Origin of the sequence: Sorangium sp. So ce296, from assembly GCF_051529605.1 — a bacterium.
GTDB classification, from domain to species: Bacteria; Myxococcota_A; Polyangia; order Polyangiales; family Polyangiaceae; genus Sorangium; species Sorangium cellulosum_D.
The window spans coordinates 5,239,529-5,263,981 of record NZ_CP150325.1; the positions used below are offsets into that span (position 1 = coordinate 5,239,529).

The following is a 24,453-nucleotide window of genomic DNA, read 5'->3' on the forward strand; positions in this document are numbered from 1 at the left end:
TCGCGAGGAGGCGAGGGGCGGCGGCGAGCCGCCCCGCGCCGCCGGAAGCGCGCGACTCCGGGGAGGCGGGGCGACGGATCACCCGGACGGTCGCAGGGCGGTCACCGCTGGCACTGGAGCGTCACCGTCCGGCCCGACGCTTCGGCGGGGACCGCCGTGCTGCGCACGTCGCCGCGCCCGCACTGCCAGCGGGCGTAGTACCCCTTGGCGCAGCCGTACGCGGGATCTCCGATGACACGGTGGTCGACCGCGTACTGGCAGTAGGTGAGGCCGTTGCAGGCGGCCCCGAGCACCCGGCCCGCACGGGTTGTTTAACGTCACCCCGGAGCACGTCGAGCCCCTTCCCGCGGCGTCCAGCGCGGCTTTCCGACGAAGAGAGGGCGTCCTGACCTTCCGGTATTCCGTGTGCTCGCCGCGGGGTAGTGGTCAACTTTGCCCTGAGAGAGTCCACATGAAGGCGGGAAGGCGGGAAGAACATCAAGGTTTCCTTCCCGCCTTCATGTTCAAATTTGATCACTACTCAGCGAGGAGCCCGCCAATCCCCCGTCACATCGGCCGGCCGCCGCTCGCGCGGATGATCTCCCCCGTGACCGCGGTGTTCGCGGCCGAGCACAGGAAGACGATGGTGGGCGCGACCTCCTCGGGCCCCAGGAGCCGCCCCACGGGATACGCCTTCCCGCGCTGCGCCAGCATGTCCGGCGACGCCCGCGCGCTCATCCGATCGGTCACGGTCAGGCCTGGCACCACCACGTTGGTCAAGATCCCGTGCGGCCCGAGCTCGCGCGCCAGCACCGCGGTGAGCCCGTGGAGCGCCGACTTGGCGGCGGCGTAAGGACCGGCGCCCACCACGCCGTCGAGCGCCACGCCCGAGGAGACGTTGACGATCCGGCCCCAGCCGCGGGCGCGCATGGAGGGCACCGCGGCCTGGATGGCGGCGAAGGCGCCGTCGACGTTGTCGTGGATGGTGCCCAGCCATTCGTCGAGCGGGATGTCTTCGAACCGCGGCGCCTCCCAGGGCAGGCGCTCGCTCCAGCGGACCGCGTTGTTGACGAGGACATCGATCTGCCCGAAGCGCGCCACGGTGGCCGCGACCGCCGCCTTGACCGACTCGAGCGACCCGAGGTCGAGCTCCAGCGCGAGCGCCTCGCCGCCTCGCCGCTCGATCGCCTGGACGACCTCCGCGGCCTTCTCACGCTCGCTCCGGTAGGTGAGCGCCACGCGGGCCCCCTCGGCCGCGAGCTGCAACGCCACCTCCTTGCCGATCCCCTGCGAGCCGCCGGTCACCAGCGCGGCCCTGTTCTCCAGCCCCAGCTTCATGCGCCACCTCGCTTTCGACGAGAAGGTAACCGAACTGGAAGAAACTTCCATGATGAAATTGGAAATTTCTTCCACTTTGGCCCGCGGTGGGCCGCTGGTCAGCGGCGCGGGGCTGCGGTAGGGAGGGCCATGGCCGTGGCGCGACAGAGCGGCGTGGCGCGCCGGGAAGCGCTGCTCGACGCGGCGCTGCGCTGCTTTGAGCAGCGGGGCCTCTTGCGCACCGGCATCGAGGACGTCCGCAAGGAGGCGGGGGCGAGCCCATCGAGCGTGTACCACCTCTTCGAGGACTTCCCGGCGCTGGTGGCGGCGCTGCTCGAGCGGACCTTCGAGCGGCTGCTGGGGGACGTCACCGCGCGCGTGCGCACTGCCAGGACGGCGCGCTCGGCGGTGCGGGCGCTGGTCTCGGCGCACCTGACGTGGGTGCTCGACCACGAGGCCGAGGCGCGCTTCATGTACCAGGCGCTCGCGCTGGAGCTCGACGGGCATCACCGCGCCGCGCTGCGGGAGACGAAGGCGCGGCTCAAGGCGGAGATGACGGCGCACCTCGCGGAGCTCGGCGTCCTCGCCGGGGCGCGCTCGTCCGAGGTGATGGTCGACGTCGTGCTGCTCGGCCCGGCGCACCAGGCCTGCCGCGCTTACTTCTCGGCGCCCGGCGCCGTGGACCCCGCGTGGATGAAGGCGACGCTGCCCGACCTCGCGTGCGCGGCGCTGGCCACGCTCGCGCCGAAGGAGCGTGGAAGTCCCCCGGCCAACGGCGCACCTCGCCGCCGTCGGTGAGCGGCGCGGCGGGCCGTGTGAGTCGGTCGCTCGAGGGATGATGGCAGGTCGCGTTCTGCGGGCTCATGGCCCCGCGGACCGCGCTCGGAGCTCACGAGGGGCGAATCGGCTCCGCGAGCCAGCGGACAAGCGCCTCGCCCTCGAGATCGAGCAAGGCGTCCTCGACCTCGCCGGGGCCGACCGCATGGGCTCGCTCGAGGATCATGCGCTCTTCTTCGGCCGTCGGCCGCCGGCCGATCCGCCGCGCGAAGAGGCGGCCGAGCAGCTCGAGGATCGCCTCCTGTTTGCCGCGTTGCTCTCCGCGTTGCTCGCCGCGCAGCTCTCCACGTTGCTCGGCCTCGATGATCATCTCGCCGATGATCGGCGTGCGCCGGAGCAGCCCCTCTTCCTTGTCCTCCACCATCTTGACCAGCTCCTTGTGCAGAGTATGCCCCCAGGGATCGACGGTCGCCATCACGAGCAGCGCCGTGTACAGCTCGGCCCGCTCCTCGGCCGTCGCTGCCCTCGCGTGGATCTCGGCGACGACCTCCCGCAGCGCCGCCGCGGTCGCGTCGCGCGCGAGCGGCGCGAACACCAGCCAGAGCACGCTGCCGCGCGCCCGCAGCTCGGCGACGGTGCGCTGGTAGACGGCGTCGACGCGGAAGCGCGCGCCGCTGAACGGCCGCCCCGGCCAGGCGATGCGGCGCTCGCCCGATGCCGGCAAGCGCCGCCTGCGGCCCGACAGGACCACGGCGACGCTCTCGATCGGCGGCACCGGCTCGCCAGGGGTCTCGCGCCGGAGCGCGGCGAAGAGGAAGCCGAGGTACTCGAAGACGCGATCCGGGACGTCGTCGCGGAGCGCGAAGCAGAACTCGATGTGCAGCACGCGCGGCTGCTCGTCGACCCGCAGGCGCAGGGCCTTGTCGAGGCGGCGCTCGAGGGTCGTGACCTGGCTGTCGACCCAGCCGAGGACCTCGATGGCGCGGACCTCGGGGACGAGGGCGCGCACCAGGTCCTCGGGGCGCCTCCGGGCGAGGTGGCGCAAGGCGATGTCGGCGTCTCCCATGCGCGGGCCCATGGCAGGGCGCGTGCCAGGGGCGCGGGGGGCGAAAACCTCGCGATGCGGGCGGCGGCGCGCGCCGCGGGCGGGTGGCGGCGCCATGGCGGCGGCGGCCTCGCGAACCGCCGGCGGGCAGGTGGAGCCCGAGGGCCGCCGGCCCGCATCGGTCGCCCAACCCGGCTTGGGTTGCCCCGGACAACGGGGCGACCACGGATGCCGGCGTCCCGAAGAGCCGGATGTGAGGTCCACAAGTCCGGTCTCTGAGAGGGCCCCCTGGGCGATCCAGGGGCCCTACTCGACGGTGGCGCCTCCAGCTGGTGCCTCTCGCACGTCTGACTCTGGCGGCCGCCGCCAGAACCGAAACTAGGTCTCGGACCTCTTGTGTGGCTTGTGGAGAGAAGCGATTTTTCTACACGCTTCATCGTGGAAGAGATCGGTGGTCATCATGATCGAATAGGGGTCGTAATCTTCAACGAACTTGCGCGCGTTCGCGCGAACGTCGTCCTCGGGCCGGAAGAATGGCTGTTCGCCCTCAATAATAAAAGCCAGATCGGACCGCATTATTGACTGGTCTTTGCGGCTCCATGGTGCCGGCTACGAGCCGAGGCTTTTCACGCACAGCGAGAGGACGGTGCCTTCGCGCGCGTCGACGCCCTCGTCCGACGGCGCGCACGCGTCCGACGGGCGCGCGCAGCGGGCACCGCCGCCCTCGGCGACGCACGCGCCCCCGATCGCGCCGCAGTCGTTCTCCGAGGCGACCGCGCCTGTGCAGATCCGCGCCCGGCCGCCGTCGGGCGAGCACGCGACGCCGCCCGGGTCCTCGCAGGGCGTGAGCGCCATCTGCGGCGCGAACGGCGCGATCCTGCCCTGCGCGCCCTCGGCGCCGGGGCGAGGGCCGCGCCGCGCCGGGGGTGGAGCTCGACGAGCTCCCCGCGTTCACGAACGCGCTGGAGACGAACCGCCTCGTCGCCGCCGAGGCTGACGGCGATCTGGAGCGGCTGGCGAATGCTGAAGGAGGGTGTCGGGACCAGAGCAAGGTCGCGCGGACGACCGCGCCAGGCGAGTTGCGGAAGGCTACGAGAGCCGGAGGACGCGGAAGACCACGATGGCGATCTGCATCAGAACCAGGAAGACGTTCCCGACGAGACCGAAGACGCGGGTGCCGCGGTGGAGCTCGCGCGACCCGAGGTAGCGTGGCGTGGATTTTACGAGGAAGACCACCAGAAGCCCGGTCGAAATCACGAGCAGGGCGACGACTGCAGCTGGGCTGGAGACCCAGAACGATCCGATCGCCATGGCCAGGCCCGGATAGTACCAGAAGTCATGCTTCCCGATGCCGAGGAACTCCTTAACGTTCTCGTCCACTCGTCCTCCCAGCTTCGGCTTGTGACAGGCCGATGGCGAGCCGCATCGGGCGCAGTGTACCTCGGGCGACCCTGGCTCGTCACCCGGCATAGGGGTGGGCAGGGCGGAGCGCGCTCCGTGTTCGGTCGAGGCGCGTCGTCCGGATAGCGCTCCCCAGCGCGGTGGCGGCCGAGGCTCCCGTCGAGCTCGGCGAGGGCGCCGAAGTCGTCGTCGCTGCCGAGCTGCCCCCCCTCGCCCTGCGCGCACGCGCGCTCACGGCACGGCCGTGAGCAACCCGAGGCTGTACTCGTTCAGGTCGTAGCTGCTCCCGGCCCGGGTGCGGCCCTGGAACAGGTATCGCATGTTGCACGTGTCGATCGTCATCGTCTCGTCGGGGTTGTCGCGGAGCATCTCGCCGTGGCTGATCCCGTCGTTCGACCAGCCGGCGCCGGAGACGTTGCTCTTCCCCGCGAAGGGGTTGGCCTGCGTGGCCGCGAGCGGCGTCCACGCCCCGTCGAGCCTGTCCGCCGTCCAGGAGCGGAAATACCGGCCATCGCCGATGGCCTCGTGGATCAGGAGGTACTTGTTGCTGCCCTTGATCTTGTAGACGTTGGCGGCCTCGAACAAGGCGAACCTGGAGTCGCTCAGGGCGATGACCGGCGTGCCGAAGCCGTTCGGGAAGCTCGACTTGCTGGTCTGGCTCCGATAGAGATGCCCGTTGTCATCCGAGAAGAACAGGTAGCAATTCGCGTCGTCGCAGATCACCCAGAAGTCGATCCACGTGCCCGAGCCCTTGTTCTCGGTGACGATGGCGGGCTCCCTCGCGATGAACGTCTTCGGCGCCGACCAGGACCTGACGTCGCTCGGGTTCGTGCTTGTCGAGTAGGCAGGCGGCTGTGTCTGGTAGACGAGGTACCACAGCTTCTGCGGTGAGAAATAGAAGAGCTGCGGGGCGCACTTGTAGCCGGTCAGGTTGCGGTTCGTGCTCAGGAGCGTCTTCGGCGCCGACCCGGCCTGGTCCCAGTCGGTGAAGTTCAGATACGTCATGTTGTAGCCGCCGGAGTAGTGCGTCGCGTACACGTGCCACTTGCCGTCATGGAAGAGAACGGTCGGGTCCTTGATCGACACGGAGCCGCTCGGCGGCGTGATCAGCGGGGGCGACGCCGTCCATTCGAAGCTCGTGGGCACGCCGCAGCCAGCGCCCGTGCTGCCCCCCGCGCCGCCGCCGCCCCCCGCGCCGCCGCCGGTGCTCGTGGACCCGCCCGCGCCACCGCCGCCGCCCGCGCCGCCGGCCCCGCCCGATCCGGCGCCGCTGCTCGCCGAGGAGCTCGCGGACGAGCTCGCGCTGCTGCTCGAGGAGGCGCTCGCGCTGGCGCCCGAGCCTCCGCCGCCGCTCACCGACGCGATCGCCGGCTTCCCGGTGCCGTTGGCGCAGAACCCCCACGTGGCCGAGGCGCCCGGACCCAGCGTCCCGTTGTAGTTCTCGTTGGCCGCCTGGATCTGCCCGCCCGACGCGGTGACGCGCGCGTTCCACGCGTTGCCCAGCGTCGAGCCGTTGAGCCCGACGACGACCCCCCAGGAGGTGACCGCGCTGTCGCCCGTGTTCTTCACCGTGACGTTCGCGCAGTACCCGGTTCCCCACTGCGATTGCAGCGCGAGGTCCGCCTCCATCGTGCCGTCCGGGCTCTTCAGCTCGGAGTCCAGGGACTCGCTGTCTTCGTGGTCAGAAGGTACGGAGACGCACGCGAGCGAGCAGCACGCGACAGAGGCGGAGATGCAGCTAAGCAAATAGGGGATGCGCATAAGGGTTCTCCACGGCCGGAGCGGCCGAACTGCAAGGTTTCACCGTCGAGCAGCCGCCACACGATGCCTGTGTCGATGACCACACGCGGCATGGATCCGAGGCGATGCTGAAGATGTGCGAGCGAATGTCGGGGCTCGTGGCCGTGACCGCTGTCACACCGCAGCCAGCCTGAACAAAGGAAAAGAATGCTACCGCGCCCCAATGTGAGCGTTCACATTGTCGATGTCAACGCGAATTCACCGACCCGCGGCCATCCTTCTGAATGCGGATGAAAGACTCGAGCATGGATGGATTCCATCCGCCCGCGCGCTACATCCCTGACCCGACGAGCGCGTCGACATCCGGCCCGAGGTGGGAGCCCAGAAGGTGAGCGCGCACATGAAGCTCCATGTCCGCTCTTCGCGATCGCTGCGGGCCGACGGGGGACGACCTGCGGGGTGGTGAACCGCTATGGCCGTTCGCGCGGGCGGATCGAGCTCGGGCCTCGGCCGCGCACCGGGCCGTCGGCCCCGCCGTCGACGGCGCCGCGCGGCTCAGCCCAGGCGCTGCTGCAGGCGGTGCAGGTGGTGCTCCTCGCCGTTCAAGGTCAGCACCGCCATGAACCCGTTGCGCACGAGCTCCTCCTCGAGCCTGAACTCGTGCGTCCCCGGGGTAACCGAGGTGTCGACGATGCGCGCGATCTCCGGCTCCAGGGCAGCGCCGGGGTAGCTGTAGATCTCGAGGCGCAGCGCGCAGGCGCGCTCGATCGTCGCGCGCGCGACGAAGGCGCCCGCGCCCTCGGTCACCGAGAAGGCGCGCCCGAACTCCCCCTCGACGGAAGATCGCCTGAGCGCCCATGCGATCTGCTGGCCGGCGATCGGGGCGTACACGTCCAGCACCATCACGTCCTTGTTCTGCTCCTTGAAGCGCGCGTGGAAGCGCGCCCGGGTGACGGCGTCCACGCCGCCGCCGATGGTGATGAGGTCGAAGTCGCCGGCGTGGAACTCCGCGTCCGCCGACTCGCTCGACGTGCCGACCGCCGAGTGCCCCTGCTGGTTCAGCGCCGCCACGCTCCGCTCGAGGATATCGGCCCTCTTGCCGATGACCAGGATCCTCTTCGCTCTCGATGCCATGCTCTCTCCTCTCTCGCGAGCTGCAGCCGCGTTATCGGAACGCCTCCACGTGGCGCTCCAGCCACTCGTCGAACGTCCGCGCCCTGCGCCCGAGGAACTGCTCGACCGTGGGCGAGGGCTCCTCGCCCTTGCCGCCCCTGATCAGCGCGAACGCCTCGAGCACGGCGCCAATGAACACGTCGGGGAGCCCCGCCTTCGCCATCTGCTCGCGGGCGGCGTCCTCGCTCACGTCGACGTACCTGAGCGGTCGCCCGATCGCGGCGCCGATCTTCGCCACCTGCTCCGCCGCGCTCAGGGCCTCCGGCCCGGCGAGCACGTACTCCTTGCCTTCGTGCCCCGCCGAGGTCAGCGCCTTCACCGCGACCGCCGCGATGTCGCGCTCGTCGATGGGCCTCGTCTTGGCATCGCCCAGGGGCTGGAACACCGCGCCCTGCGCCTTGATGGACCCGGCCCACTGGAGCGTGTTCGAGGCGAACCCTCCCGGCCGGATCATCGTCCAGCCGACGCCCGACGCCTTGACCCTCGCCTCGGCCTCGCGGTGCCAGCGGCCGATCTGGATGTCGGGCGCGCTGACGACGCTCGACGACGAGAGCAGCACGATGTGCTTCACGCCCGCCTTCTTCGCCGCGCCGGCCGCGTTGCCGGCGAGCTCTGGCAGGTCGCCGCCGGCGCAGACCAGAAATGCCCTGTCCACGCCCGCGAACGCCGCGTCGAGCGTCTCATGCTTCGAGAGATCGCCCTTCACGACGGCGACCTCGCCGCCGCGCCCTGCCAGCCTCGCCGGGTCGCGCACGAGCGCGCGGACCGGGTGGCCCGCCTCGACGAGCTGCTCGAGCACCGCGCCGCCGACGTTCCCTGTCGCTCCGGTCACGAGGATCATCTGCCGCTCCTTCTCCTGATCCGTGGTTCATCGCCCTCGCCCCGTCGGCGGGGGCGTCCGGAGAGCAGCATGCAGCGGCGCCTCTCGAGCGTTGGACTTCACGCCAATGTATTGGAAGAATTCTGCTCGTTTGTTGCACGCGCGCTGCGCGGTCCGCCCGCGACCTGTCCACCTGGCCGCGTCGCGTCACGGCGGCAGGGTGACAGCCGCGCTCATGCGCAGCCGGTCTGGCCGGCTCTGCTCAGCGGGCGGGACAGACGAGGTCACCGAACCGCGCGAGGTAGCGCCATAGTGTTGTACCAGTCGGCGATCTCTCCGCCGGTCGTCACCCAGACCTCGCGGCGCGAGGTGATGTGGGCGAGCGCCCTGGCGAGGTACTTGCTGCGATGCGGGTGCCCGCTCAGGAACGGGTGCAGGCAGATCGCCATGACGCGCCCCGAGCGCGCGCCGTCCTCGTAGAGGACGTCGAACTGATCGCAGATCATCCGCCCGAACGTCTCGCCGCTCTGCCCTTGCTCGAGGAAAGCCGTGTAGTCGTTGATCTCGACCGAGTACGGGAGCGACAGCACCGAGCCGCTCTTCACCCGCATCGGGTAGGGCTGCTCGTCGTTGACCCAGTTGGCGACGTACTCGATGCCGGCCGCGGCGAGCAGGTCGAGCGTGCGGTGCGATTCGGTCAGCCCCGGGCTGAGCCAGCCGCGGGGCCGCTGGCCGGTGCTCTGCCGGACGGTCTCGATCACGGAGCCGATGAGCTGCCGCTCCTCCTCCTCCGACTGGCCGTTGATCAGCGTGGAATTGTTGGTGCCGTGGGCCATCCACTCCCAGCCGAGCGCGTTGCCCCCCTCGATGATGCGAGGATAATACCGGCAGACGTCGGCGTTGAGCGCCGCGGTCCCCTTGACCCCGTGCTTCTCCATCACATCCATCATCCGCCAGACGCCGACGCGGACGCCGTAGTCGCGCCAGGAGTAGTTCAGCACGTCCGGCACGAGGCCCGCGGTCGCCGCGATGATCGAGGCGGAGGGGCGATCGAACAGGAAGTGCTCGATGTTGGGAATGACCCAGACCGCCACCCGCGCGCCGTTCGGCCAGCGCAACGGGGGACGGTCGGAGATGGCGGAATACGGGAAACGATCGTGCTGCTGCGGCGCTGATGGAGCGTGCGACATGGACTCTCTCCTTGGTTGGGAAGCCTGGTGGACACGCTACCTCCGCTCGACATCATGGACAACGACGCTATAGTTCCGAACACTTCGGATCCAGGTGTCCGAAATGGAGACGGCGCGAATGGACAGCCTCGGCCCGCTCAACGCCTTCGTTCAGGCCGCTCAGACGCGCAGCTTCACGGTCGCGGGGCGGCAGCTCGGCGTGTCGTCGTCGGCGATCGGTAAGGCGGTCGCGCGGCTGGAGGAGCGGCTGGGCGTGCGGCTCTTCCACCGCTCGACGCGCACGATCACGCTGACGCCGGAGGGCGCGCTCTTCCTCGAGCGGTGCCGGCGCGTCTTCGCCGAGATCGAGGCGGCCGAGCTGGAGCTCGCGCAGACGCAGGGCGCGCCGCGCGGCAAGCTGCGCGTGAGCCTGCCGCTCGCCGGCATGCTGATGATGCCGGCGCTGAGCGCGTTCATGCGAGCCTATCCCGAGATCGAGCTCGACCTCGATTTCTCGGACCGGCTCGTCGACGTGATCGAGGAGGGCTTCGACGCCGTGGTGCGCGCGGGCGAGAACCGCGACTCACGGCTGATGGCCCGCGCGCTGGGCACCTTCCGGCTCAAGCTCGTCGGCGCGCCCGATTACCTCGCGCGGAGGGGTATCCCGCGGAGGCCGGAGGACCTCAGGTCTCACGCCTGCCTGCATCATCGCTACGCGACCAGCGGCAAGCTCGAGCCGTGGCCGCTGCGCCGCGGGCGCAAGCACATCGAGATCGATCTGCCGACGACGGCGGTGGTGAACACGATCGAGCCTCTGATCCACATGGCCGAGCAGGGGCTCGGCATCGCCTGCCTGCCGGATTTCGCCGTCCGCCGTCAGCTCGACGACGGCGCGCTCGTCACCGTGCTCGACAGCCACACCCATCACGCGGGCCTGTTCCGGCTGCTATGGCCCTCGAGCCGCTACGTGTCGCCAAAGCTCAGGGCTTTTGCGGACTTCATGGCGCAGCATCTGTTCCCGGCGTGACCGACACGCCGTTCGCTGCCAGGGGACGGCGGCCGTCAGGAGGCGGGACAGGCGAGGTCGCCGAACCGCGCGAGGTAGTGCCACACCCTTTTGAGATCCTGCGGGTCGTGCTGCCCGCCGCGGGCGGCGTCGCCGATGAGCGCAGGCGTGAGATAGCCGTCGACGGCGAGCGCCAGCCCGAGCTCGACGTACCGAGGTCCGCGGTATTCTGGATGCTGGCGCAGCACCTCCACCGGGAGACGGAACCCGGCGTGCCACTCGAGCGGACACGGGAGCTCGCGCGCCAGCGCGTCCACCTCGGTGCCGCGATAGCACGGGTCCAGGACGAGCGCCTCGACGTCATCGCCCAAGCGAAGCGGCCCGTGCACGTGCGCCTCGATGTAGTCATCGAGCGCGTCTCGCTCGTCCGCTTCGGCGAGCGGGATGAGCGACATGCGGGAGGCGACGCCGAAGTGGACGGGCTCGAAGACGCTGTCGGGGTAGCAAAACGTGCAGCGGCTCAGCACCTCGGGGCGCAGGCGGAGGTGAGCGGAGCCGAAGCGCGGCGAGCCGCCGGTCGCGCGCCGGCGGTAGTTCAGCGTGCCGTACTTGGGCCGCTCGGCTGGCGGGGCGTCGTCGTAGGCGCCGCCGAATATCCGGCTCTCCCAGCGCCAGCGGTCGCCCCCCGGGTGCGCGGTCAGCCCACCGTTGCTCGTCCCGGTCTCGAACTGCGAGCGGTAGACGCCATCGGCCGCGAGCGCCCGCAGCACGGGGACGCCGCGGTGGAGCCGGTCCGGATGGAAGTTCAAGGTCACGCGCAACGTCGGGTCGGCGCTCTCCCCAGCGCTGAGCGAAGCGACATGGGCGAGCGCCCGCGCCTGTGCCGACCCGACCGGCGGAGTCCAGCCCTGTCTCGTCATGGGTCGATGAGCAGCCGCTCGGCGATCATCCCGTCGACGGCGTAGCGCCTCTCGCGAGGCAGCAGCTTCGCCGCGCTGTCCGCGCGGCCGGCCTGCATCTGCTGGTACATCTTCCGGACCAGGGGGGTCCTGTCCTCGACGGCGGCGACCCAGCTCTCTGCGTACTCGCGGATGAGGTCGCGGCCGATGCCGACCTGGATGCTGTAATAAGGCAGCGGGCCGCCTCGGAGGTTGCGCTCGGTGTCCCACTGGACGTGCACCTTGGCTTCGGCGAACGCCCTGCTCCACGCGTCCGGCGCGCGGAACACCGTCGCTTCCGGGGAGGTGAGGACGGCGAGGGAGAGCGCCCGCTCCCAGCCGGTCCGCCGGACGCGGACGGCGAGGATCCGCTCCTGACCGGGCTTTCGCCCCCAGTTGCTGCGGTGCATGAGCCAGAGGAACGACGGCTTGATCCACGTCATGCGACCGAACGAGAACGGAGCGACGAACCGCTGGGCGGCGAGCGCGGGCTCGGCGATCGCCGGCGCGTAGGCCTGGTACACGACGATGGTCTCCGCGTCGTAGTCCGCTCGGATCTCGTGAAGCTTCGGCATGCGGTCCACTCTCGCGATCGCCGTGACCGGAGGGCAGACTACCCTGCGGGGTCGTGAATCGCCACGCGGCCTCGACCGCCGCGAGCGGGCGCCTGCGCGAGGCCGGGCCCATGCCGCGCGGTCAGCCGCGCCGGGCCGCCGCGCCGTCGACCACCGCCGGCACGGACGCCCGCATCGCCTCGATGAAGCGCCGCAGCCGGGCCGGATAGAAGCGCGCCTGGGGATAAACCAGGTAGACGGGCAGCGGATCCGCCTGCCACGCCGGTGCGAGGTGCAGAAGCCGCCGCGCCGCCAGGTCGTCGGCGACCAGCCAGGACGAGCTCACGCAGACGCCGAGGCCCATCAGCGCGGCGCTGCGCAGGGCGTACAGGCTGTCGGTGCTCATGCGCGGGCGGATCGCGAGCTCGATCCGCTCGCCGCCCGGCGCGTGCGTCAGCGCGATCGTGTCGCGGTAATACGTGCGCAGCGAGAGCCAGGGCAGGTCGGCCAGCGCCGATGGATGATCCGGCGGCGCGACCCGGCCGAGCACCGAGGGCGCGGCGGCCACGATGCGCGGCACCTCGGCCAGGCGGATCGCCACCACCGCCGGATCGGCCACCGCGCCGACCAGGATCGCGCAGTCGATGCCGTCGGCGATGAAGCTCGGCGGCCCGTCGCGCAGCAGCCACTCGACCGAGACGCGCGGGTAGCGGCGCAGGTAGTCGGCCAGCGGCTTGACCAGCTGGTGCTGGCCGAACGCGTGCGGCACGACCACGCGCAGCGTCCCGTCGGGCTGGTCGCGGTCGCCCCGCAGGTCCGACTCGAGCGCGTCCAGGCTCGCCAGCAGCGCCTTGGCCCGCTCGAAGCAGCGCTCGCCGTCCTCGGTCAGCTTCATCGTGTGCGTCGAGCGCTGCAGCAGCGGCAGGCCCAGCGACCGCTCCAGCGCCTGCAGGCGGCGGCTCACGGTGGGCTGCGTCGTCCCCAGCTGGGCGGCCGCGGCCGACAGGCTCCCTGCCTCGACGATCCGCACGAACGTCTGCAACAGGGCGACGCGGTCCATCGACGGTGGGGAGGGCGGCGCCGGCCTGGTCATGCGTCGAGCGTATAACCGTCGTGCGCCGCACGCCACTACAGCGCCGGAGCAGCGCTCCACATACTGCGTGCACCATGGAAGCCATTCCGCTGACGCATACAACCCCTGCCCTCCAGACGGCGCCCGCCGCGTCCGCGGCGCCCCTGCCCGCCGCCCTTGTGCTGCTGCTCGCCACCGGCGCGGGCCTGGCCGCGGCCTCGCTCTACTACAGCCAGCCCATGCTCGGCGTGCTGGGGGCCGACCTCGGCGCGGGAGGCCGCGCGCTCGGCCTCGTGCCCACGCTGGCGCAGCTGGGCTATGCGCTGGGCATCCTGCTGCTTGCGCCGCTCGGCGACCGCTACGATCGGCGGCGCATCATCCTGGCCAAGGCGGCCGTGCTGGCGGCCGCGCTGCTGCTCGGCGGCGCCGCTCACGGGATCGGCGCGCTGCTGATCGCCAGCCTGATCACCGGCCTCACCGCGACCCTGGCGCAGGACATCGTGCCCGCGGCCGCGACGCTGGCCCCCGAGGCGGACCGCGGCAAGGTGGTCGGCACCGTCATGACCGGCCTGCTGCTGGGCATCCTGCTGTCCCGCGTGGTCAGCGGCTTCGTGGCGGAGCATTTCGGCTGGCGCGCGGTGTTCGTCGCCGCCGCGGCGAGCATCGCCCTGCTCGGCGCGGCGATGTGGCGCGGGCTGCCGCGCTTTCAGCCGACCACGCGGCTGAGCTACGCCGCGCTGCTCGGCTCCCTGGCCGAGCTGTGGAGGCGCCACGGCGCCTTGCGCCGCGCGGCGCTGGCCCAGGGGCTGCTGGCGGTGGGGTTCAGCGCGTTCTGGTCCACGCTCGCCGTGATGCTGCACGGCGCGCCGTTCCACCTCGGCAGCGCGGCGGCGGGGGCCTTCGGCCTGGCCGGCGCGGCGGGCGCGGTGGCGGCGCCGCTGGCCGGCCGCATCGCCGACCGCCGCGGGCCCGAGCTGGTGACGCGCATGGGCGCCGCCCTCGCGGTCGTGGCCTTCGCCGCCATGGCGCTGTCGCCCTGGCTGTCGGCCCACGGGCGGCTGTGGCTGCTCGGCGCCAGCGCCGTCGCCTTCGATTTCGGCATCCAGGCCGCGCTGGTGGCGCACCAGACCATCGTCTATGGCATCGAGCCCGGCGCGCGCAGCCGCCTCAACGCCGTGCTCTTCGTCGGCATGTTCGTCGGCATGGCCCTCGGCGCCGCGCTGGGCGGCGCGCTCTTCGCTCAGTGGGGCTGGCTCGCGGTGACGGCGCTCGCCTCGTCGACGGCGGCCGGCGCGCTCCTCGTCCGGCTCTGGCCGGCGGCGCGCCGGGCGCCGCGCGCGTGACCGCTCGCGAAGGTCGACCCCCGATGCCCGGCCTGCGCGTGGAGCAGCTCAGTAATGCTCGCCGCGGCGCTGCGGCATGATGGGCGAAGGCTGCGACGCCTCCCCATTGATCGTCGTCCCGCCGCCGTAGACCCCCGGCGCGAGCCGCAGAAAAGGGATGGGGAACGGCAGCTGCGGCGCGGAGACCGCGTCGAGCGCCGCGACCTGCTCGGCCGTCAACGTCACCTCGAGCGCCTGCACGTTGTCCTCGATGTGCGCGAGGGTCCGTCCTCCGATGATGGTCGACGCCACGCCGGGCTGCGAGCGCACCCAGGCCAGCGCCACGCGGGGAACCGTGGTGTCCAGCTCCTTGGCGATGCGGGCGAGCACATCGACGATCGCGTAGTCCTTGTCCTGCACCCGCCCCGCGACCATGGCGGCGCGGCCTCCGGTCACCTTGCCCGCGTTCTCCCGGGTGTACTTCCCGCTCAGCCGACCGCTCGCCAGCGGCGACCACGGCACGACGCCCAGCCCCAGCTCCCGCGCCATGGGGACGAGCTCACCCTCGACGGTGCGCTCGGCGAGCGAGTACTCGATCTGCAGCGCGATGAACGGCGCCCACCCGCGGAACTGCGCGAGCAGCTGCGCCTGCGCGACCTTCCATGCCGGGGTATCCGAGATGCCGAGATAGCGGACCTTCCCCGACTGCACGAGGTCGTGCATCGCTGCGACGGTCTCCTCGATGGGCGTGTGCTTGTCCCAGATGTGCAGGTAGTAGAGGTCGATGTAATCGGTGCGCAGGCGGCGCAGGGACTGCTCGCAGGCCGCGACGATCGCCTTTCGGTTGGAACCGCCGCCGTTGGGGTCGCCGGGGTAGAGGTTGCCGCTGAACTTGGTGGCGATGACCACCCGGTCGCGCTTCTCCCGGTCGTGCGCCAGGTGGTCACCGATGATCTTCTCGGAATGGCCGCGCGTGTAGAAGTTGGCGGTATCGATGAAGTTGCCGCCGAGCTCGAGGTACCGGTCGATGATCTGCTCCGACTCCTTCACGCTCGAGCCGAAGCCGGGGCCGAGGTCTTCGCCGAACGTCATCGCGCCCAGGCAGAAGGGGCTGACGCGGAGGCCTGAGCGGCCGAGGGTGACGTAGTGATTCAGGGGCATGGGCTCTCTCCGTGGGCTTCCCCGCTCGCAGATCCGCAGCGTCGCGGTTGCGCATGAGGGTCTTGGTTGAGCTACACGGAACATTGTTCCGTTTCTGCCGGGATCAATACGGAACGTTGTTCCGTTTGTCAAGGAGCAGCGCGGCCATGTCGTCCAGGATCCCGCAGGGGGATCACGAGGACGCTTGCGCGCGAGGGTGGCCGCCGTCTTCGTCTATCCTTGTCGCCATGAGCAAGCCCAGGAGGAGCGGTCGAGCTGCGCCGGCGGACGACGTGTTCGCCGCGAGGAGGCGCAAGCCGGTACCGCACGAGTTCGTGCTCGAGGCGCTGGCCCCGCTCGGGCCCGAGACGCGGCCGATGTTCGGCTGCGTGGCGGTCTATGTCGAAGACAAGATCGTCTTCGCCCTGCGCGACAAGCCCGCGCCGCCGCAGGACAACGGCGTCTGGCTCGCCACGACGGAGGAGCACCACGCATCCCTGCGCGCGGAGTTCCCGAACATGCGGAGCATCGCGGTGCTCGGGCGCGACGTGACAGGCTGGCAGGTGCTCCCGGCGAACGCGCCCGATTTCGAGGAGGCCGCCCTGCGCGCGTGCGCGCTCATTCATGCGGGCGATCCGCGCATCGGGAAGGTACCGGGAGAGCGGCGAAAGCGGGGCGAGGCGCCGGCGAAGAAGAAGGCGGTGGAAACGAAGAAGATGGCGACGAAGAAGGCGGCGGCGAAGAAGGCGGCGGCGAAGAAGGCGCCGGCGAAGAACGCGGGGAAAGCGGCCGCGGAGAGGGCCAGAGGCGGGATAGCGAAGAGGGGATAGTGAGCGTCGACTTCGTCGCTGCGGGCCGGCCCATCCGACCCGGTCAGGCGGGGCAGGTGTCAACCCCGTCGGGTCCGTTCATCTCATTGCCGGCGCGCGACGGTGGTGCGTGCCTTGCGGATCAGGCGCTCGAGGCGGCGGAGCAACCTGTCCTCGCCGAGGGCGGCCTCGAGCTCGCCGAGGAGATCGCGGATGCGGTCGAGGTCGAGGTCGCGCTGCTCGATCAGCACGCCGCGTACGTCCTCGAGGTCCTTCGGGCGGCCGGCCAGGACCTTCGTGACGACCAGGTCTTCCGGGCTGATCATCGGGACGCGCACGCCGCCGAGGTCGATCACCCTGCGGCGCGCCAGGAACTCGACGTGCAGGCTCGACGCCGCGATCACGACGTCGATGGGCATGCAGGTCGGGCGGTGCACGAGCGGGAGCAGGCGGGCGTCGCGGAGGAAGTCCTCGCCCAGGTGGATCCGGAGGTCGAAGCCCGCGCGCGAGAGGTCGTCCACGAGCGCGAGCGTGCTGGTGTGCGCGAGGTCGACGGTGACGTCGACGTCCGCGGTCATGCGGGGCCTCCCGTAGGCCACGGCGGCCTGCGCGCCGAAGACATACCAGCGGAGGCGCCGCCTCCGCAGCGCCCCGGCAAGATCAGCGAGCAGGGCGACGGGGGCGGGGCGGGACGCGGTCGAGGGCCTCGAGGACGCGGAGGTGCGTGGCGAGGTCTTCGCGGCGTTCTTCCGCGCTCGGCCAGCCGGGCTTTTGCGCGAGGACTTGCTTGCGGAGCTCATCGGCGATCCGGATCCCGGCGGCAGGGCCGTGCTGCCTCTTCCAGTCGCGCCAGTAGAGCTCCTTGTCGCGCTGGGCGGCCACCCAGCCCTGGCGAGCGAACCGCCGGAGCTCGTCAGCGTTGCGCATCGTGCTCAGACTACCACGACCGGCAGCGCCGCGGGACGCGGACCCGTGTCTCGGCCCGCGGCGCTCCTGTGCGTCATCCTGGAGGCGGCGAGGCCCAGGGATCTGCGGCGCGAGCACCGAGGTGAGCCCGTAAAGCGCCGACCTGGCGGAGGCCGATCCCGCGGCGACCTCGCGGGGACCCAGGATGCGAGCGACGGCGGGCTGAGCTGCGGGCGGCTCAGGTGAGCGGCAGCGCGCCCCCGGTGTTCAGCACACCCTCGCCGAAGCTCGTCATGTCGTCGAAGCCCATGTAGTGGAAGCAGCTCACGAGCATGTCGGCGAAGGAGCGCTTGCCCTTGAAGTCGAGCAGCCGCCCGCGCCGGAAGTGGTCGTGCGCCTTGCCCGCGAGGACGACCAGGCTGTCCTCGATGCTGTGGGTGTCGCCCTGCCCGAGCTCGTTCCAGTGCACGACGAGCGTGTGATCCCAGAGCGTGCCGTCGCCGTCGCTCGTCCCCTTCAAGATCTCGTAGAGCTTGGTGTTCTGTTGCCAGAGGTGCTTGTGGATCTTGCGGATGTCGGCGAACGCGGCGGGGTCGCTGTTGTGCGAGATGTCGTGGTGCCCCTCGCTGAGGCCCAGGTTCGAGTAGACACGATTGCTGGTGTTGCCGCTCCAGTTGAAGTTCACCACGCGCGTCAGATCGCAGGCGAACGCCAGGGCGCTGATCTTGAAGAACAGCTCGCCGATGATCGCGTGGTTGTCGTCGTGGTAGGGGTTGAGCTTCTCGCCGAGCGGCGTCTGCACACACGCGGCCGCGCCGTTGCCGGTCTGGAGCGCGCGCTCGACGTCGCGGATCGACTCGAGGTGCTGCTGGATCTTGGCGCGGTCCTCGGCGCCGAGCCGGGTGAGCAGGGAGTTGCCCTCCTCGCGCACCAGATCGAGCGCCGACTGCCGCTTCGCCAGGCGCCTCAGCACCTCTTGCTGCGCGGCCTGGTCGTCGGCCGTGAAGGCGAAGATGCGGGCGTAGGCCGCGTACGGGTCGGTCTCCGGCGGGATCGGGGTCTGCTGGCCCGCGGGCCCCGCGTGAGAATGCGTGTTCCAGATGTCGTTCCACTTGTCCCCGACGCGGAACACGAGGTGCCGGTGCGCGACGCGCTCGTCGGCTTCCAGCACGCGGCCGCCGATCGCGTGGTCGGCGCTCGGCCCCTCCACGTAACCGATGGTGCTCTCGGTCCCGCCGATCGGGAACGACCCGGTGCCCGACTTCCACGGCGCGAGCGAGCTGCCGCCCTGCTGGTGGTTGTCGGCCCGCGCGTCCTCCGGCAGGTCGTAGAAGCGCTTGTGCAGGTTGTTGAGGAACACGAGGTCCTCGCGGTATGGCTCGAGCGGGGAGAGGAACTCGCCGAGCTCGAAGCTCGTCTCGCCGGCGGCGCTGAAGCGCCTCGCCGTCTCGTCGCCGTTCGCCTGGAAGACGAACATGATGCGCCGCGGGGACTGCGCCGGCTGGGCTCGCGCGCGGCTCGTCCGCATGGCGTCGAGGAACGGAAGCGCGAGCGCGACTCCGGACGCGCCACGCAGGAAGGTTCGGCGGCTCAGCGGTTTCATGGTCTCTCCGGGTGGATCACGGGGCGGTAGCGGAAGGCGTCGGTGCGCGTGAGCGCGACCACGAGCTCGGACAGGCTGTAGCCGCTCTCCTGGAAGGCGACCGAGAGCGACGCCATCGAGCAGCGATCGGCGTCGGTCCGGTCGCGACCGTAGAAGAAGCGGAAGTTCTGCAGCACGTAGCAGGCCCGCGCCTCCTCGCTCTCCGCGAGGCGCTGGCCCAGCTCGGCGGCGTTCGCCACCGGGCCGTCGATGTCGCGCGTGTAGGCGATGGTGCTGGAGGTGTCGACCGGCTTGCCGTCCTCGTCCGTGGTGCGGGAGCGGCCCACGGCGTCGAACGACTCGAACACCACGCCGATCGGATCCATCATCTGGTGGCACCCCGCGCAGGTCGGATCGGTGCGGTGGCGCTCGAGGCGCTCGCGCTGCGAGAGCCCCTCGCCGAGGCCCTCGAGGTCGAGCTGCACGTTGTTGGGCGGAGCGGGCACGAGCCCGCACAGGAGATCGGTGCGCACCTTGAGGCCGCGCCGGACGATGGAGGTGCGCGTCGCCTTGTCGCGCGTGAGCAGCATTCCCTGGGTGAGCACGCCCGAGCGGCCGGGCATGTCGACCCTGACGAAGTCGTCGCCGCTCACCCCGTCCACGCCGTAGTGCCGCGCGAGCGCGCCGTTCACGAAGCTGTGATCGGCGGTGAGGAGCTCGCCGAACGAGCCGCCCGGGTCCGCGAACACGCTCATCACGAAGGCGCGCGTCTCCTCCTGCAGCAGGGCGGGCAGGCCGGACACGAGGCCCGGATACACCGCGGGATCGCGGGTCATGCCGCTCAGCAGGTCGATGTCGAGCCACTGGTCGAAGTACTCGAACAGGCGCTCGGCCTTGGGATCGGCGAGCATGCGCCGCACCTGGGCCTCGATCTGGTCGGGCGTCGCGAGCTCGTCGGCGGCCGCGGCGCGCGCGAGCTCCTCGTCCGGCTGCGACTGCCAGAGCAGGTACGAGAGCCGCGAGGCCATCTCGTACGGCGTGGGCTCGGTGACGTCCCCCGCGCTCTCCTTCCCGAGCTCGACGCGGTAGAGCACGTTCGGCGACTGAAGCATGCTGAAGACGACCCACTCGATGCCGTCCTGGAAGGTGTACCCGTCCGCGCCCGCGGTGAAGCGCTCCTCGTAGCTCTGGACCTCGGCCTCGGTGAGCGGCCTCCGGTACGCCCTGGCGCCGAAGGTGCGGATGAAGTCGCGCGCGCACTCGAGCTCACCGAGCGCCGCCGGATCGCAGGAGACCAGGCCCGGCGCCTTGGCCGCGACGGCGGCGATCTGCTCCGCGGCGTCGAGGTACTTCTGGGCGACGAGCGAGCCGACGGTCAAGAAGCCCGCGTTGTTGCGGAAGCCGAGCGACTCAGGCTCGTTCGGGAACGTGGCGACCGCCGCGTCGATGGTGGAGGCCACGCCCGCGACGCCGGCGAAGAGATCCTTCAGCGTGTTCGTGTATTCGTCGTTGCTGAGGCGGCGGAGCGGCGCCGCGCCGGGCTGCGGCGTCTGGCAGAAGGGCGAGGCCAGCACGTCGTCCGGGGGCTGGCCGCTCTCGGGCTCGCCCACGCCGCCGCTCCCAGCGCCCGGGCCGGGCCCCGTGTCCTCACCACCGGGCCCGCCGATCTGGCCGTTGCAGGCCGCGACGAGCGCGAGCAACAGCGGCGCAGCGCGCCTGAACCGTGAGCCGGTGAGCTCGAATGGAAAGCGATGCGTGTGTTGCTCGGGGTTCACCGTCTCCTCCACGCCGCGTCCGAAGAAAGGCACGAGTCGGTGCGAGCGCCGACCCCAAGGGTCGACGCCGGCACGGGTTCACGCCGCTGCGACGCGACAGCGACGAGAGGAGAAACGTACCAGAGCTCGCTCGGTCAGGCACACGCCATGGACCGATCGCGAACACTTTTGTGCGCCAAAAACTCACTCGCTCATCCAATTTCTCTACTATCGCTGCGCTTTTTGAATCTCCACGGCAACTGCGCGCGATGCCTCGCGCGGCGCCGGACATCGCCGCGATAGTAATATGTAGTAACGAATCGCCGTTCACCCCTCGCCGGCGGCTCCTGGATCGCCGGACCCGGGCGGCCCGGTGTCAGCGCCTGGACGCCGGCGCACGACGGACGGGCTCGCCTACGGGTTGAAGAAGCAGAGCGGCCATCGTCGTTCCAGCTCGGATACCTGTCGCTGGCCGCGAGGAGCTCATCGCGGTGGACGACGGGTATCCGTGCTGTCCGTTACGCGGTTACGCGGTTACGCGGTTACGCGGTTAAGCGGCAGTGTGGTCGCGCTCGACGCGGTGACAGGAAAGCTCCTGCGGCGGGCCTACCCTAGCACGGGCCACGGCCACGGCGCCAGCTCCCCCGCGGATCCGGCTCATGTTAACGTTCTCGCGGAGGTTCCACCATGCTTATGAAATTCCGTGCAGGTCCGATGATCGCCGCCGCCTCGCTGGCGCTCGCGGTGAGCTCGACCGCGGTCGCCAAGCCTTACAAGGGAGGAGAGCTCTACACGACCCAGGGCTACCTTCATGGTCGTATCGAGGTGCGCATGCGCATGGCGCGCGGGAGCGGCATCCTGTCGACCTTCTTCACCTACAAGGACGGGTCCGAGATGTCCGGCGCCTTCTGGGAGGAGATCGATATCGAGGTCTTCGGGAAGGACAACGCCCGGAGCTGGCAGTCCAACATCATCACCGGCATGGGCACGAGGGTGACGTCGGAGGCGGTCCACAACGCGGGCTTCTCCCTCGCCGACGGCTATCACACCTACGCGCTGGAGTGGACGCCGACCTACGTCTCCTGGAGCATCGACGGGACCGAGATCAAGAGGTCGACGGGCGCGCAGGTGACCGCGCTCACGAACCCCCAGTCCCTGCGCTTCAACTTGTGGTCCTCCGAGGCCGTCGAGTGGGTCGGGGCGTTCGACGATTCCGTCCTCCCGCAGCACCAGTTCGTCAACTGGATCAAGTACTATCGCTACAACAATGGAGCCTTCGAGCTCGCGTGGCAGGACGATTTCGACTCCGTGGACAGCGGGCGATGGGGCAAAGCGGACTGGACGTTCGACGGTAACCGCGTGGACTTCGTCCCGCAGAACGTGACGGTGAAGGACGGCACGCTGGTGCTGTCGCTGACACGGGAGGGGCAGACCGGATTCAATGGAACCGTGCCCCGCGACGAGGGCACCGAGCCTGGCACCGGCGCGGGCGGCGGCGAGGGCGGGGCGGGGACGACGACCGCCTCCTCCGGCGGCGGCGAGGGCGGGGCGGGGACGACGACCGCCTCCTCCGGCGGCGGCGCGGGCGGGGCGGGGACGACGGCCACCTCCTCCGGGAGCGGCGCGGGCGGGGCGGGGACGACGGCCACATCTGGCAGCACGGGCGGCGGCGCGCCGGGCGAGGGAGGTGCAGGCGGCGGGACAACGCCGGACGACGGATCCTCCGACGGAGGTTGCGGGGTCGTCGCCGCCGGGGCCAGCGCCCCGGCGAGCTCGTGGGCCGCGGCGCTCGCCGTGGGGCTCTCCGCCCTGGCGATGCGACGGCGCCGGAACCGCGGCTGATCTCGGGCCAGCCGAGCGGCTGAGGCGGCGTCGCCCGCCGCCGGCGGCGCTCCCGGCGGCAGCAGCTGCTGTTCCTCCGCCCGTGGAGCTCGCAAATACGCCTTCAGTTCATTCCTGCTCGCGTACGAGATGATCTCAGCGCCCCCATCGACGGGCGCCACTTCACGGTGCGGCTGGCCGTCGTCGCCGGTGTCATGGTCGACGCGGAGCTCCCGGGCGTGGAACAGCGAGCCTGGCATGGTGAACCTGTGTCGGGTCAAACGTCGTTCAGTCATGTTCAAATCCGGCCACCACCCCGTCGAGGGCTCGCTCCGCCGCCTCGCCACCGACCCCGACGCGCGGGGGCGATCGGCTCATCGCTCCTCGCGCGGCGCGGTGACCCTCGCCCACAACGCCAGGATCATGGCCTGTTCCATGGTGCTCGGCGGGGGATGGCCCCTCGGCGGCTCGGCCGGCAGGGGCGCCGGGGGCTTTCCCCTGCGCCATGGCGCGTCGTGGCGCGCCGAGGCCCCGGCCGTGGGGCCGCGGCGCGCGACCTCGTAATCGACCGCGGACACCGCCTCCTCGAGGGTCGAGAAGCGCTCGACCAGCTTGCCATCCAGCAGGACATGCCACCGCTTCCCGCGACCGCCGCGGGCGAGGACGGCGACCTCGCTGATCGCGCCGGGCTTCCTCTCGAAATGGAGCGCGAGCCCGAAGCGGCCGAGCGACACCCACGCGTTGCGCGAGATGGCCAGCACCTCGGGATCGACGCGGAGGCTCAGGGGATCGAAGCGCGCGGCGCGCTCCTGGATCTCGCGCAGCGTGATGCGGCCCGCCTCGACCTCGAACCCCGGATAGTCGAAGGCCACCTGCCGGTAGAAGCGGCTCGCCTCGGCGGCGTCCCTGCCCTCGAGATCGAGGTCGCGAGGCATGCCGAAGAGCGAGGGGAGCGTGCACAGCTGGAGAGAGGAGAGGTCGACGAAATCGAGGACGAGGCAATCCTTCTTGCCTGGATGGAGGCGGGTGCCGCGCCCGACGCACTGGGCATAGAGCCCCTCCGAGCGGGTGGGGCGGGCCATCGCGACGCAGGAGACGCCGGGGTCGTCGAAGCCCTCGGTGAGGACAGCGACGTTGGTGAGCACCTGGACGCGCTCTTCCCGGAAATCGGCGAGGATCCGGCCGCGGAGGTCGGAGGGCATGTCGCCGTGGACGTAGGCGGCCCGGACGCCGAGGTGGTTGAGCGCCTTCGAGAGGTTCCTGGCGTGCGCCACCGTGACGCAGAACGCGATGGTGCGCCGGTCGCGCGCGAGCTCTTGAATGGAGCGGGCGACGAGCGCGTTGCGCTCCTCCAGGTCGACGGCCTCCTCGAGCTCGTCCGCGGCGAAGTCGAGGCCGCCCCCGTCGAGGCGGGAGAGATCCGTGGCGGTGGCGACGCGGTAGCCGGTGAGGGGGGCGAGGTAGCCGTCCGCGATCATCTCGGGGAGGGTGCGGCTGTAGACGATCGCCTCGAAGACGTCGTCGAGGCCTTTGCCGTCGCCGCGGGCCGTCGTCGCGGTGAACCCGAGGAGGGTGCCTGTCCACGCGGGGTCGAAGGCGCCGAGCTGGCGGAGGACGCGGCGGTTGTCCTCGGCGGGGGCGTGGTGGCATTCGTCGTAGATCACGAGGCCGATATCGCGGCCGCGGGTGACCTGCTCGAGCCGCTTCTCGTGGAGAGAGCGTATCGAACAGACGATGACCCGCGCGTCCGCCGAGGCGCGGAGCTCGCCCTGCTCGACGGCGACCGCGGCCTGCCCGCCGAGGGCGCGCTCGATCTTGTCCTTGGCCTGGAAGAGGAGCTCTTCGCGGTGGGCGAGGACGAGGACCTGCCGCCTGGCGAGGCGGGCGAGATGGGAGAAGATGACGGTCTTGCCAGCGCCGGTGGGGAGGCACACGACCATGCGTCGGACGCCGCGCCTGCGGGCCGAGAGGACGGCGTCGACGGCGGCGCGCTGGTAAGGGCGCAGGGCGGGCGCGCCGGGGCCCATCGGCGCTGAGGGGGTCGTGAGGGTGGCGCTGGTCATGAGCTGTCGCGCTGGCGTCGCGCCAGCATAGCCCGGGGCCCCTGCCCGCGCCCTTTATGGGTGCA

General features: G+C 70.9%; 24 protein-coding genes. 6 read left to right on the forward strand and 18 right to left on the reverse strand.

The window, feature by feature from the left end:
- Positions 1–101 precede the first annotated feature (101 nt).
- Both WME98_RS19490 and WME98_RS19495 read right to left on the reverse strand, forming a co-directional pair.
- Positions 102–293: a hypothetical protein gene (locus WME98_RS19490; protein WP_437952628.1), complete on the reverse strand. Its 192-nt coding sequence runs from the start codon at positions 291–293 to the stop codon at positions 102–104.
- Positions 294–546: 253 nt separating this feature from the next.
- Positions 547–1,317 (reverse strand): SDR family NAD(P)-dependent oxidoreductase, encoded by a 771-nt coding sequence (locus WME98_RS19495; protein WP_437952629.1) that lies wholly within the window; start codon positions 1,315–1,317, stop codon positions 547–549.
- Between the two features lie 129 nt (positions 1,318–1,446).
- On the opposite strand from WME98_RS19495, the gene WME98_RS19500 reads away from it, so the two are divergent.
- Positions 1,447–2,094: a TetR/AcrR family transcriptional regulator gene (locus WME98_RS19500; protein WP_437952630.1), complete on the forward strand. Its 648-nt coding sequence runs from the start codon at positions 1,447–1,449 to the stop codon at positions 2,092–2,094.
- A 91-nt stretch (positions 2,095–2,185) separates the two neighbouring features.
- Here WME98_RS19500 and WME98_RS19505 read toward each other — a convergent pair whose 3' ends face one another.
- Positions 2,186–3,139: a hypothetical protein gene (locus WME98_RS19505; RefSeq protein WP_437952631.1), complete on the reverse strand. Its 954-nt coding sequence runs from the start codon at positions 3,137–3,139 to the stop codon at positions 2,186–2,188.
- A gap of 417 nt (positions 3,140–3,556) precedes the next feature.
- On the opposite strand from WME98_RS19505, the gene WME98_RS19510 reads away from it, so the two are divergent.
- Entirely contained in the window at positions 3,557–3,700 is a 144-nt protein-coding gene (locus tag WME98_RS19510) for a hypothetical protein (protein ID WP_437952632.1), read from the forward strand.
- A 27-nt stretch (positions 3,701–3,727) separates the two neighbouring features.
- Here the strand turns inward: WME98_RS19510 and WME98_RS19515 are convergent, their stop codons facing one another.
- The 6 genes from WME98_RS19515 to WME98_RS19540 all read right to left on the reverse strand — a co-directional run bounded on the left by WME98_RS19515 (position 3,728) and on the right by WME98_RS19540 (position 9,442).
- Positions 3,728–3,973 carry a hypothetical protein gene (locus tag WME98_RS19515; protein ID WP_437952633.1) on the reverse strand — a complete coding sequence of 82 codons (246 nt, stop codon included), beginning with the start codon at positions 3,971–3,973 and terminating at the stop codon, positions 3,728–3,730.
- A 234-nt stretch (positions 3,974–4,207) separates the two neighbouring features.
- Positions 4,208–4,498: a hypothetical protein gene (locus WME98_RS19520; protein ID WP_437334555.1), complete on the reverse strand. Its 291-nt coding sequence runs from the start codon at positions 4,496–4,498 to the stop codon at positions 4,208–4,210.
- Between the two features lie 252 nt (positions 4,499–4,750).
- Positions 4,751–6,280, reverse strand: coding sequence for a non-reducing end alpha-L-arabinofuranosidase family hydrolase (locus tag WME98_RS19525; protein WP_437952634.1), 1,530 nt, complete (start codon positions 6,278–6,280; stop codon positions 4,751–4,753).
- Between the two features lie 534 nt (positions 6,281–6,814).
- On the reverse strand, positions 6,815–7,393 hold the full coding sequence (locus WME98_RS19530) for a hypothetical protein (RefSeq protein ID WP_437952635.1): 579 nt from the start codon (positions 7,391–7,393) through the stop codon (positions 6,815–6,817).
- A gap of 31 nt (positions 7,394–7,424) precedes the next feature.
- The gene (locus WME98_RS19535) at positions 7,425–8,273 is read right to left on the reverse strand and encodes an SDR family oxidoreductase (protein WP_437952636.1); all 849 of its coding nucleotides are present in this window, start codon (positions 8,271–8,273) and stop codon (positions 7,425–7,427) included.
- A 263-nt stretch (positions 8,274–8,536) separates the two neighbouring features.
- Positions 8,537–9,442, reverse strand: a complete 906-nt coding sequence (locus WME98_RS19540) for a polysaccharide deacetylase family protein (RefSeq protein WP_437952637.1) — start codon at positions 9,440–9,442, stop codon at positions 8,537–8,539.
- Positions 9,443–9,560: 118 nt separating this feature from the next.
- Here WME98_RS19540 and WME98_RS19545 point away from each other — a divergent pair, with 118 nt between their 5' ends.
- Positions 9,561–10,448, forward strand: coding sequence for a LysR family transcriptional regulator (locus tag WME98_RS19545; RefSeq protein ID WP_437952638.1), 888 nt, complete (start codon positions 9,561–9,563; stop codon positions 10,446–10,448).
- A gap of 35 nt (positions 10,449–10,483) precedes the next feature.
- Here WME98_RS19545 and WME98_RS19550 read toward each other — a convergent pair whose 3' ends face one another.
- The 3 genes from WME98_RS19550 to WME98_RS19560 form a co-directional block, all read right to left on the reverse strand.
- Complete coding sequence (locus WME98_RS19550) at positions 10,484–11,347, reverse strand: DUF3626 domain-containing protein (protein ID WP_437952639.1); 864 nt, start codon at positions 11,345–11,347, stop codon at positions 10,484–10,486.
- Entirely contained in the window at positions 11,344–11,940 is a 597-nt protein-coding gene (locus WME98_RS19555) for a DUF4291 domain-containing protein (protein ID WP_437952640.1), read from the reverse strand. The genes WME98_RS19550 and WME98_RS19555 overlap by 4 nt, the downstream gene beginning before the upstream one ends.
- 121 nt (positions 11,941–12,061) lie before the next feature.
- Entirely contained in the window at positions 12,062–13,012 is a 951-nt protein-coding gene (locus WME98_RS19560; protein ID WP_437952641.1) for a LysR family transcriptional regulator, read from the reverse strand.
- Between the two features lie 74 nt (positions 13,013–13,086).
- On the opposite strand from WME98_RS19560, the gene WME98_RS19565 reads away from it, so the two are divergent.
- The gene (locus tag WME98_RS19565) at positions 13,087–14,334 is read left to right on the forward strand and encodes an MFS transporter (RefSeq protein WP_437954009.1); all 1,248 of its coding nucleotides are present in this window, start codon (positions 13,087–13,089) and stop codon (positions 14,332–14,334) included.
- A gap of 48 nt (positions 14,335–14,382) precedes the next feature.
- On the opposite strand, the gene WME98_RS19570 is transcribed toward WME98_RS19565, so the two are convergent.
- On the reverse strand, positions 14,383–15,474 hold the full coding sequence (locus WME98_RS19570; protein WP_437952642.1) for an aldo/keto reductase: 1,092 nt from the start codon (positions 15,472–15,474) through the stop codon (positions 14,383–14,385).
- A 227-nt stretch (positions 15,475–15,701) separates the two neighbouring features.
- On the opposite strand from WME98_RS19570, the gene WME98_RS19575 reads away from it, so the two are divergent.
- Positions 15,702–16,283: a hypothetical protein gene (locus WME98_RS19575; RefSeq protein WP_437952643.1), complete on the forward strand. Its 582-nt coding sequence runs from the start codon at positions 15,702–15,704 to the stop codon at positions 16,281–16,283.
- 83 nt (positions 16,284–16,366) lie between these two features.
- Here WME98_RS19575 and WME98_RS19580 read toward each other — a convergent pair whose 3' ends face one another.
- From WME98_RS19580 to WME98_RS19595, 4 genes are all read right to left on the reverse strand, one after another.
- A complete protein-coding gene (locus WME98_RS19580; protein WP_437952644.1) occupies positions 16,367–16,840 on the reverse strand; it encodes a nucleotidyltransferase in 474 nt (157 codons plus the stop codon).
- Positions 16,841–16,922: 82 nt separating this feature from the next.
- Positions 16,923–17,189 (reverse strand): hypothetical protein, encoded by a 267-nt coding sequence (locus WME98_RS19585; RefSeq protein WP_437952645.1) that lies wholly within the window; start codon positions 17,187–17,189, stop codon positions 16,923–16,925.
- Between the two features lie 217 nt (positions 17,190–17,406).
- Positions 17,407–18,771 (reverse strand): DUF1552 domain-containing protein, encoded by a 1,365-nt coding sequence (locus WME98_RS19590; protein WP_437952646.1) that lies wholly within the window; start codon positions 18,769–18,771, stop codon positions 17,407–17,409.
- On the reverse strand, positions 18,768–20,525 hold the full coding sequence (locus WME98_RS19595) for a DUF1592 domain-containing protein (protein ID WP_437952647.1): 1,758 nt from the start codon (positions 20,523–20,525) through the stop codon (positions 18,768–18,770). The genes WME98_RS19590 and WME98_RS19595 overlap by 4 nt, the downstream gene beginning before the upstream one ends.
- A gap of 666 nt (positions 20,526–21,191) precedes the next feature.
- Here WME98_RS19595 and WME98_RS19600 point away from each other — a divergent pair.
- Positions 21,192–22,346 carry a family 16 glycosylhydrolase gene (locus WME98_RS19600; protein ID WP_437952648.1) on the forward strand — a complete coding sequence of 385 codons (1,155 nt, stop codon included), beginning with the start codon at positions 21,192–21,194 and terminating at the stop codon, positions 22,344–22,346.
- Between the two features lie 353 nt (positions 22,347–22,699).
- Here the strand turns inward: WME98_RS19600 and WME98_RS19605 are convergent, their stop codons facing one another.
- On the reverse strand, positions 22,700–24,388 hold the full coding sequence (locus WME98_RS19605) for a DEAD/DEAH box helicase (protein ID WP_437952649.1): 1,689 nt from the start codon (positions 24,386–24,388) through the stop codon (positions 22,700–22,702).
- Between the last annotated feature and the right edge of the window lie 65 nt (positions 24,389–24,453).

What these genes read in the sequence shown, in the direction of transcription:
- WME98_RS19565 (WP_437954009.1), top strand. Translation starts at nt 13,087, where the DNA reads ATGGAAGCCATTCCGCTGACGCATACAACCCCTGCCCTCCAGACGGCG.
- WME98_RS19590 (WP_437952646.1), bottom strand. Translation starts at nt 18,771, where the DNA reads ATGAAACCGCTGAGCCGCCGAACCTTCCTGCGTGGCGCGTCCGGAGTC.
- WME98_RS19550 (WP_437952639.1), bottom strand. Translation starts at nt 11,347, where the DNA reads ATGACGAGACAGGGCTGGACTCCGCCGGTCGGGTCGGCACAGGCGCGG.
- WME98_RS19600 (WP_437952648.1), top strand. Translation starts at nt 21,192, where the DNA reads ATGCTTATGAAATTCCGTGCAGGTCCGATGATCGCCGCCGCCTCGCTG.
- WME98_RS19585 (WP_437952645.1), bottom strand. Translation starts at nt 17,189, where the DNA reads ATGCGCAACGCTGACGAGCTCCGGCGGTTCGCTCGCCAGGGCTGGGTG.
- WME98_RS19575 (WP_437952643.1), top strand. Translation starts at nt 15,702, where the DNA reads ATGAGCAAGCCCAGGAGGAGCGGTCGAGCTGCGCCGGCGGACGACGTG.
- WME98_RS19560 (WP_437952641.1), bottom strand. Translation starts at nt 13,012, where the DNA reads ATGACCAGGCCGGCGCCGCCCTCCCCACCGTCGATGGACCGCGTCGCC.
- WME98_RS19545 (WP_437952638.1), top strand. Translation starts at nt 9,561, where the DNA reads ATGGACAGCCTCGGCCCGCTCAACGCCTTCGTTCAGGCCGCTCAGACG.
- WME98_RS19530 (WP_437952635.1), bottom strand. Translation starts at nt 7,393, where the DNA reads ATGGCATCGAGAGCGAAGAGGATCCTGGTCATCGGCAAGAGGGCCGAT.
- WME98_RS19605 (WP_437952649.1), bottom strand. Translation starts at nt 24,388, where the DNA reads ATGACCAGCGCCACCCTCACGACCCCCTCAGCGCCGATGGGCCCCGGC.
- WME98_RS19525 (WP_437952634.1), bottom strand. Translation starts at nt 6,280, where the DNA reads ATGCGCATCCCCTATTTGCTTAGCTGCATCTCCGCCTCTGTCGCGTGC.
- WME98_RS19580 (WP_437952644.1), bottom strand. Translation starts at nt 16,840, where the DNA reads ATGACCGCGGACGTCGACGTCACCGTCGACCTCGCGCACACCAGCACG.
- WME98_RS19540 (WP_437952637.1), bottom strand. Translation starts at nt 9,442, where the DNA reads ATGTCGCACGCTCCATCAGCGCCGCAGCAGCACGATCGTTTCCCGTAT.
- WME98_RS19500 (WP_437952630.1), top strand. Translation starts at nt 1,447, where the DNA reads ATGGCCGTGGCGCGACAGAGCGGCGTGGCGCGCCGGGAAGCGCTGCTC.
- WME98_RS19570 (WP_437952642.1), bottom strand. Translation starts at nt 15,474, where the DNA reads ATGCCCCTGAATCACTACGTCACCCTCGGCCGCTCAGGCCTCCGCGTC.
- WME98_RS19535 (WP_437952636.1), bottom strand. Translation starts at nt 8,273, where the DNA reads ATGATCCTCGTGACCGGAGCGACAGGGAACGTCGGCGGCGCGGTGCTC.
- WME98_RS19515 (WP_437952633.1), bottom strand. Translation starts at nt 3,973, where the DNA reads ATGGCGCTCACGCCCTGCGAGGACCCGGGCGGCGTCGCGTGCTCGCCC.
- WME98_RS19505 (WP_437952631.1), bottom strand. Translation starts at nt 3,139, where the DNA reads ATGGGAGACGCCGACATCGCCTTGCGCCACCTCGCCCGGAGGCGCCCC.
- WME98_RS19555 (WP_437952640.1), bottom strand. Translation starts at nt 11,940, where the DNA reads ATGCCGAAGCTTCACGAGATCCGAGCGGACTACGACGCGGAGACCATC.
- WME98_RS19495 (WP_437952629.1), bottom strand. Translation starts at nt 1,317, where the DNA reads ATGAAGCTGGGGCTGGAGAACAGGGCCGCGCTGGTGACCGGCGGCTCG.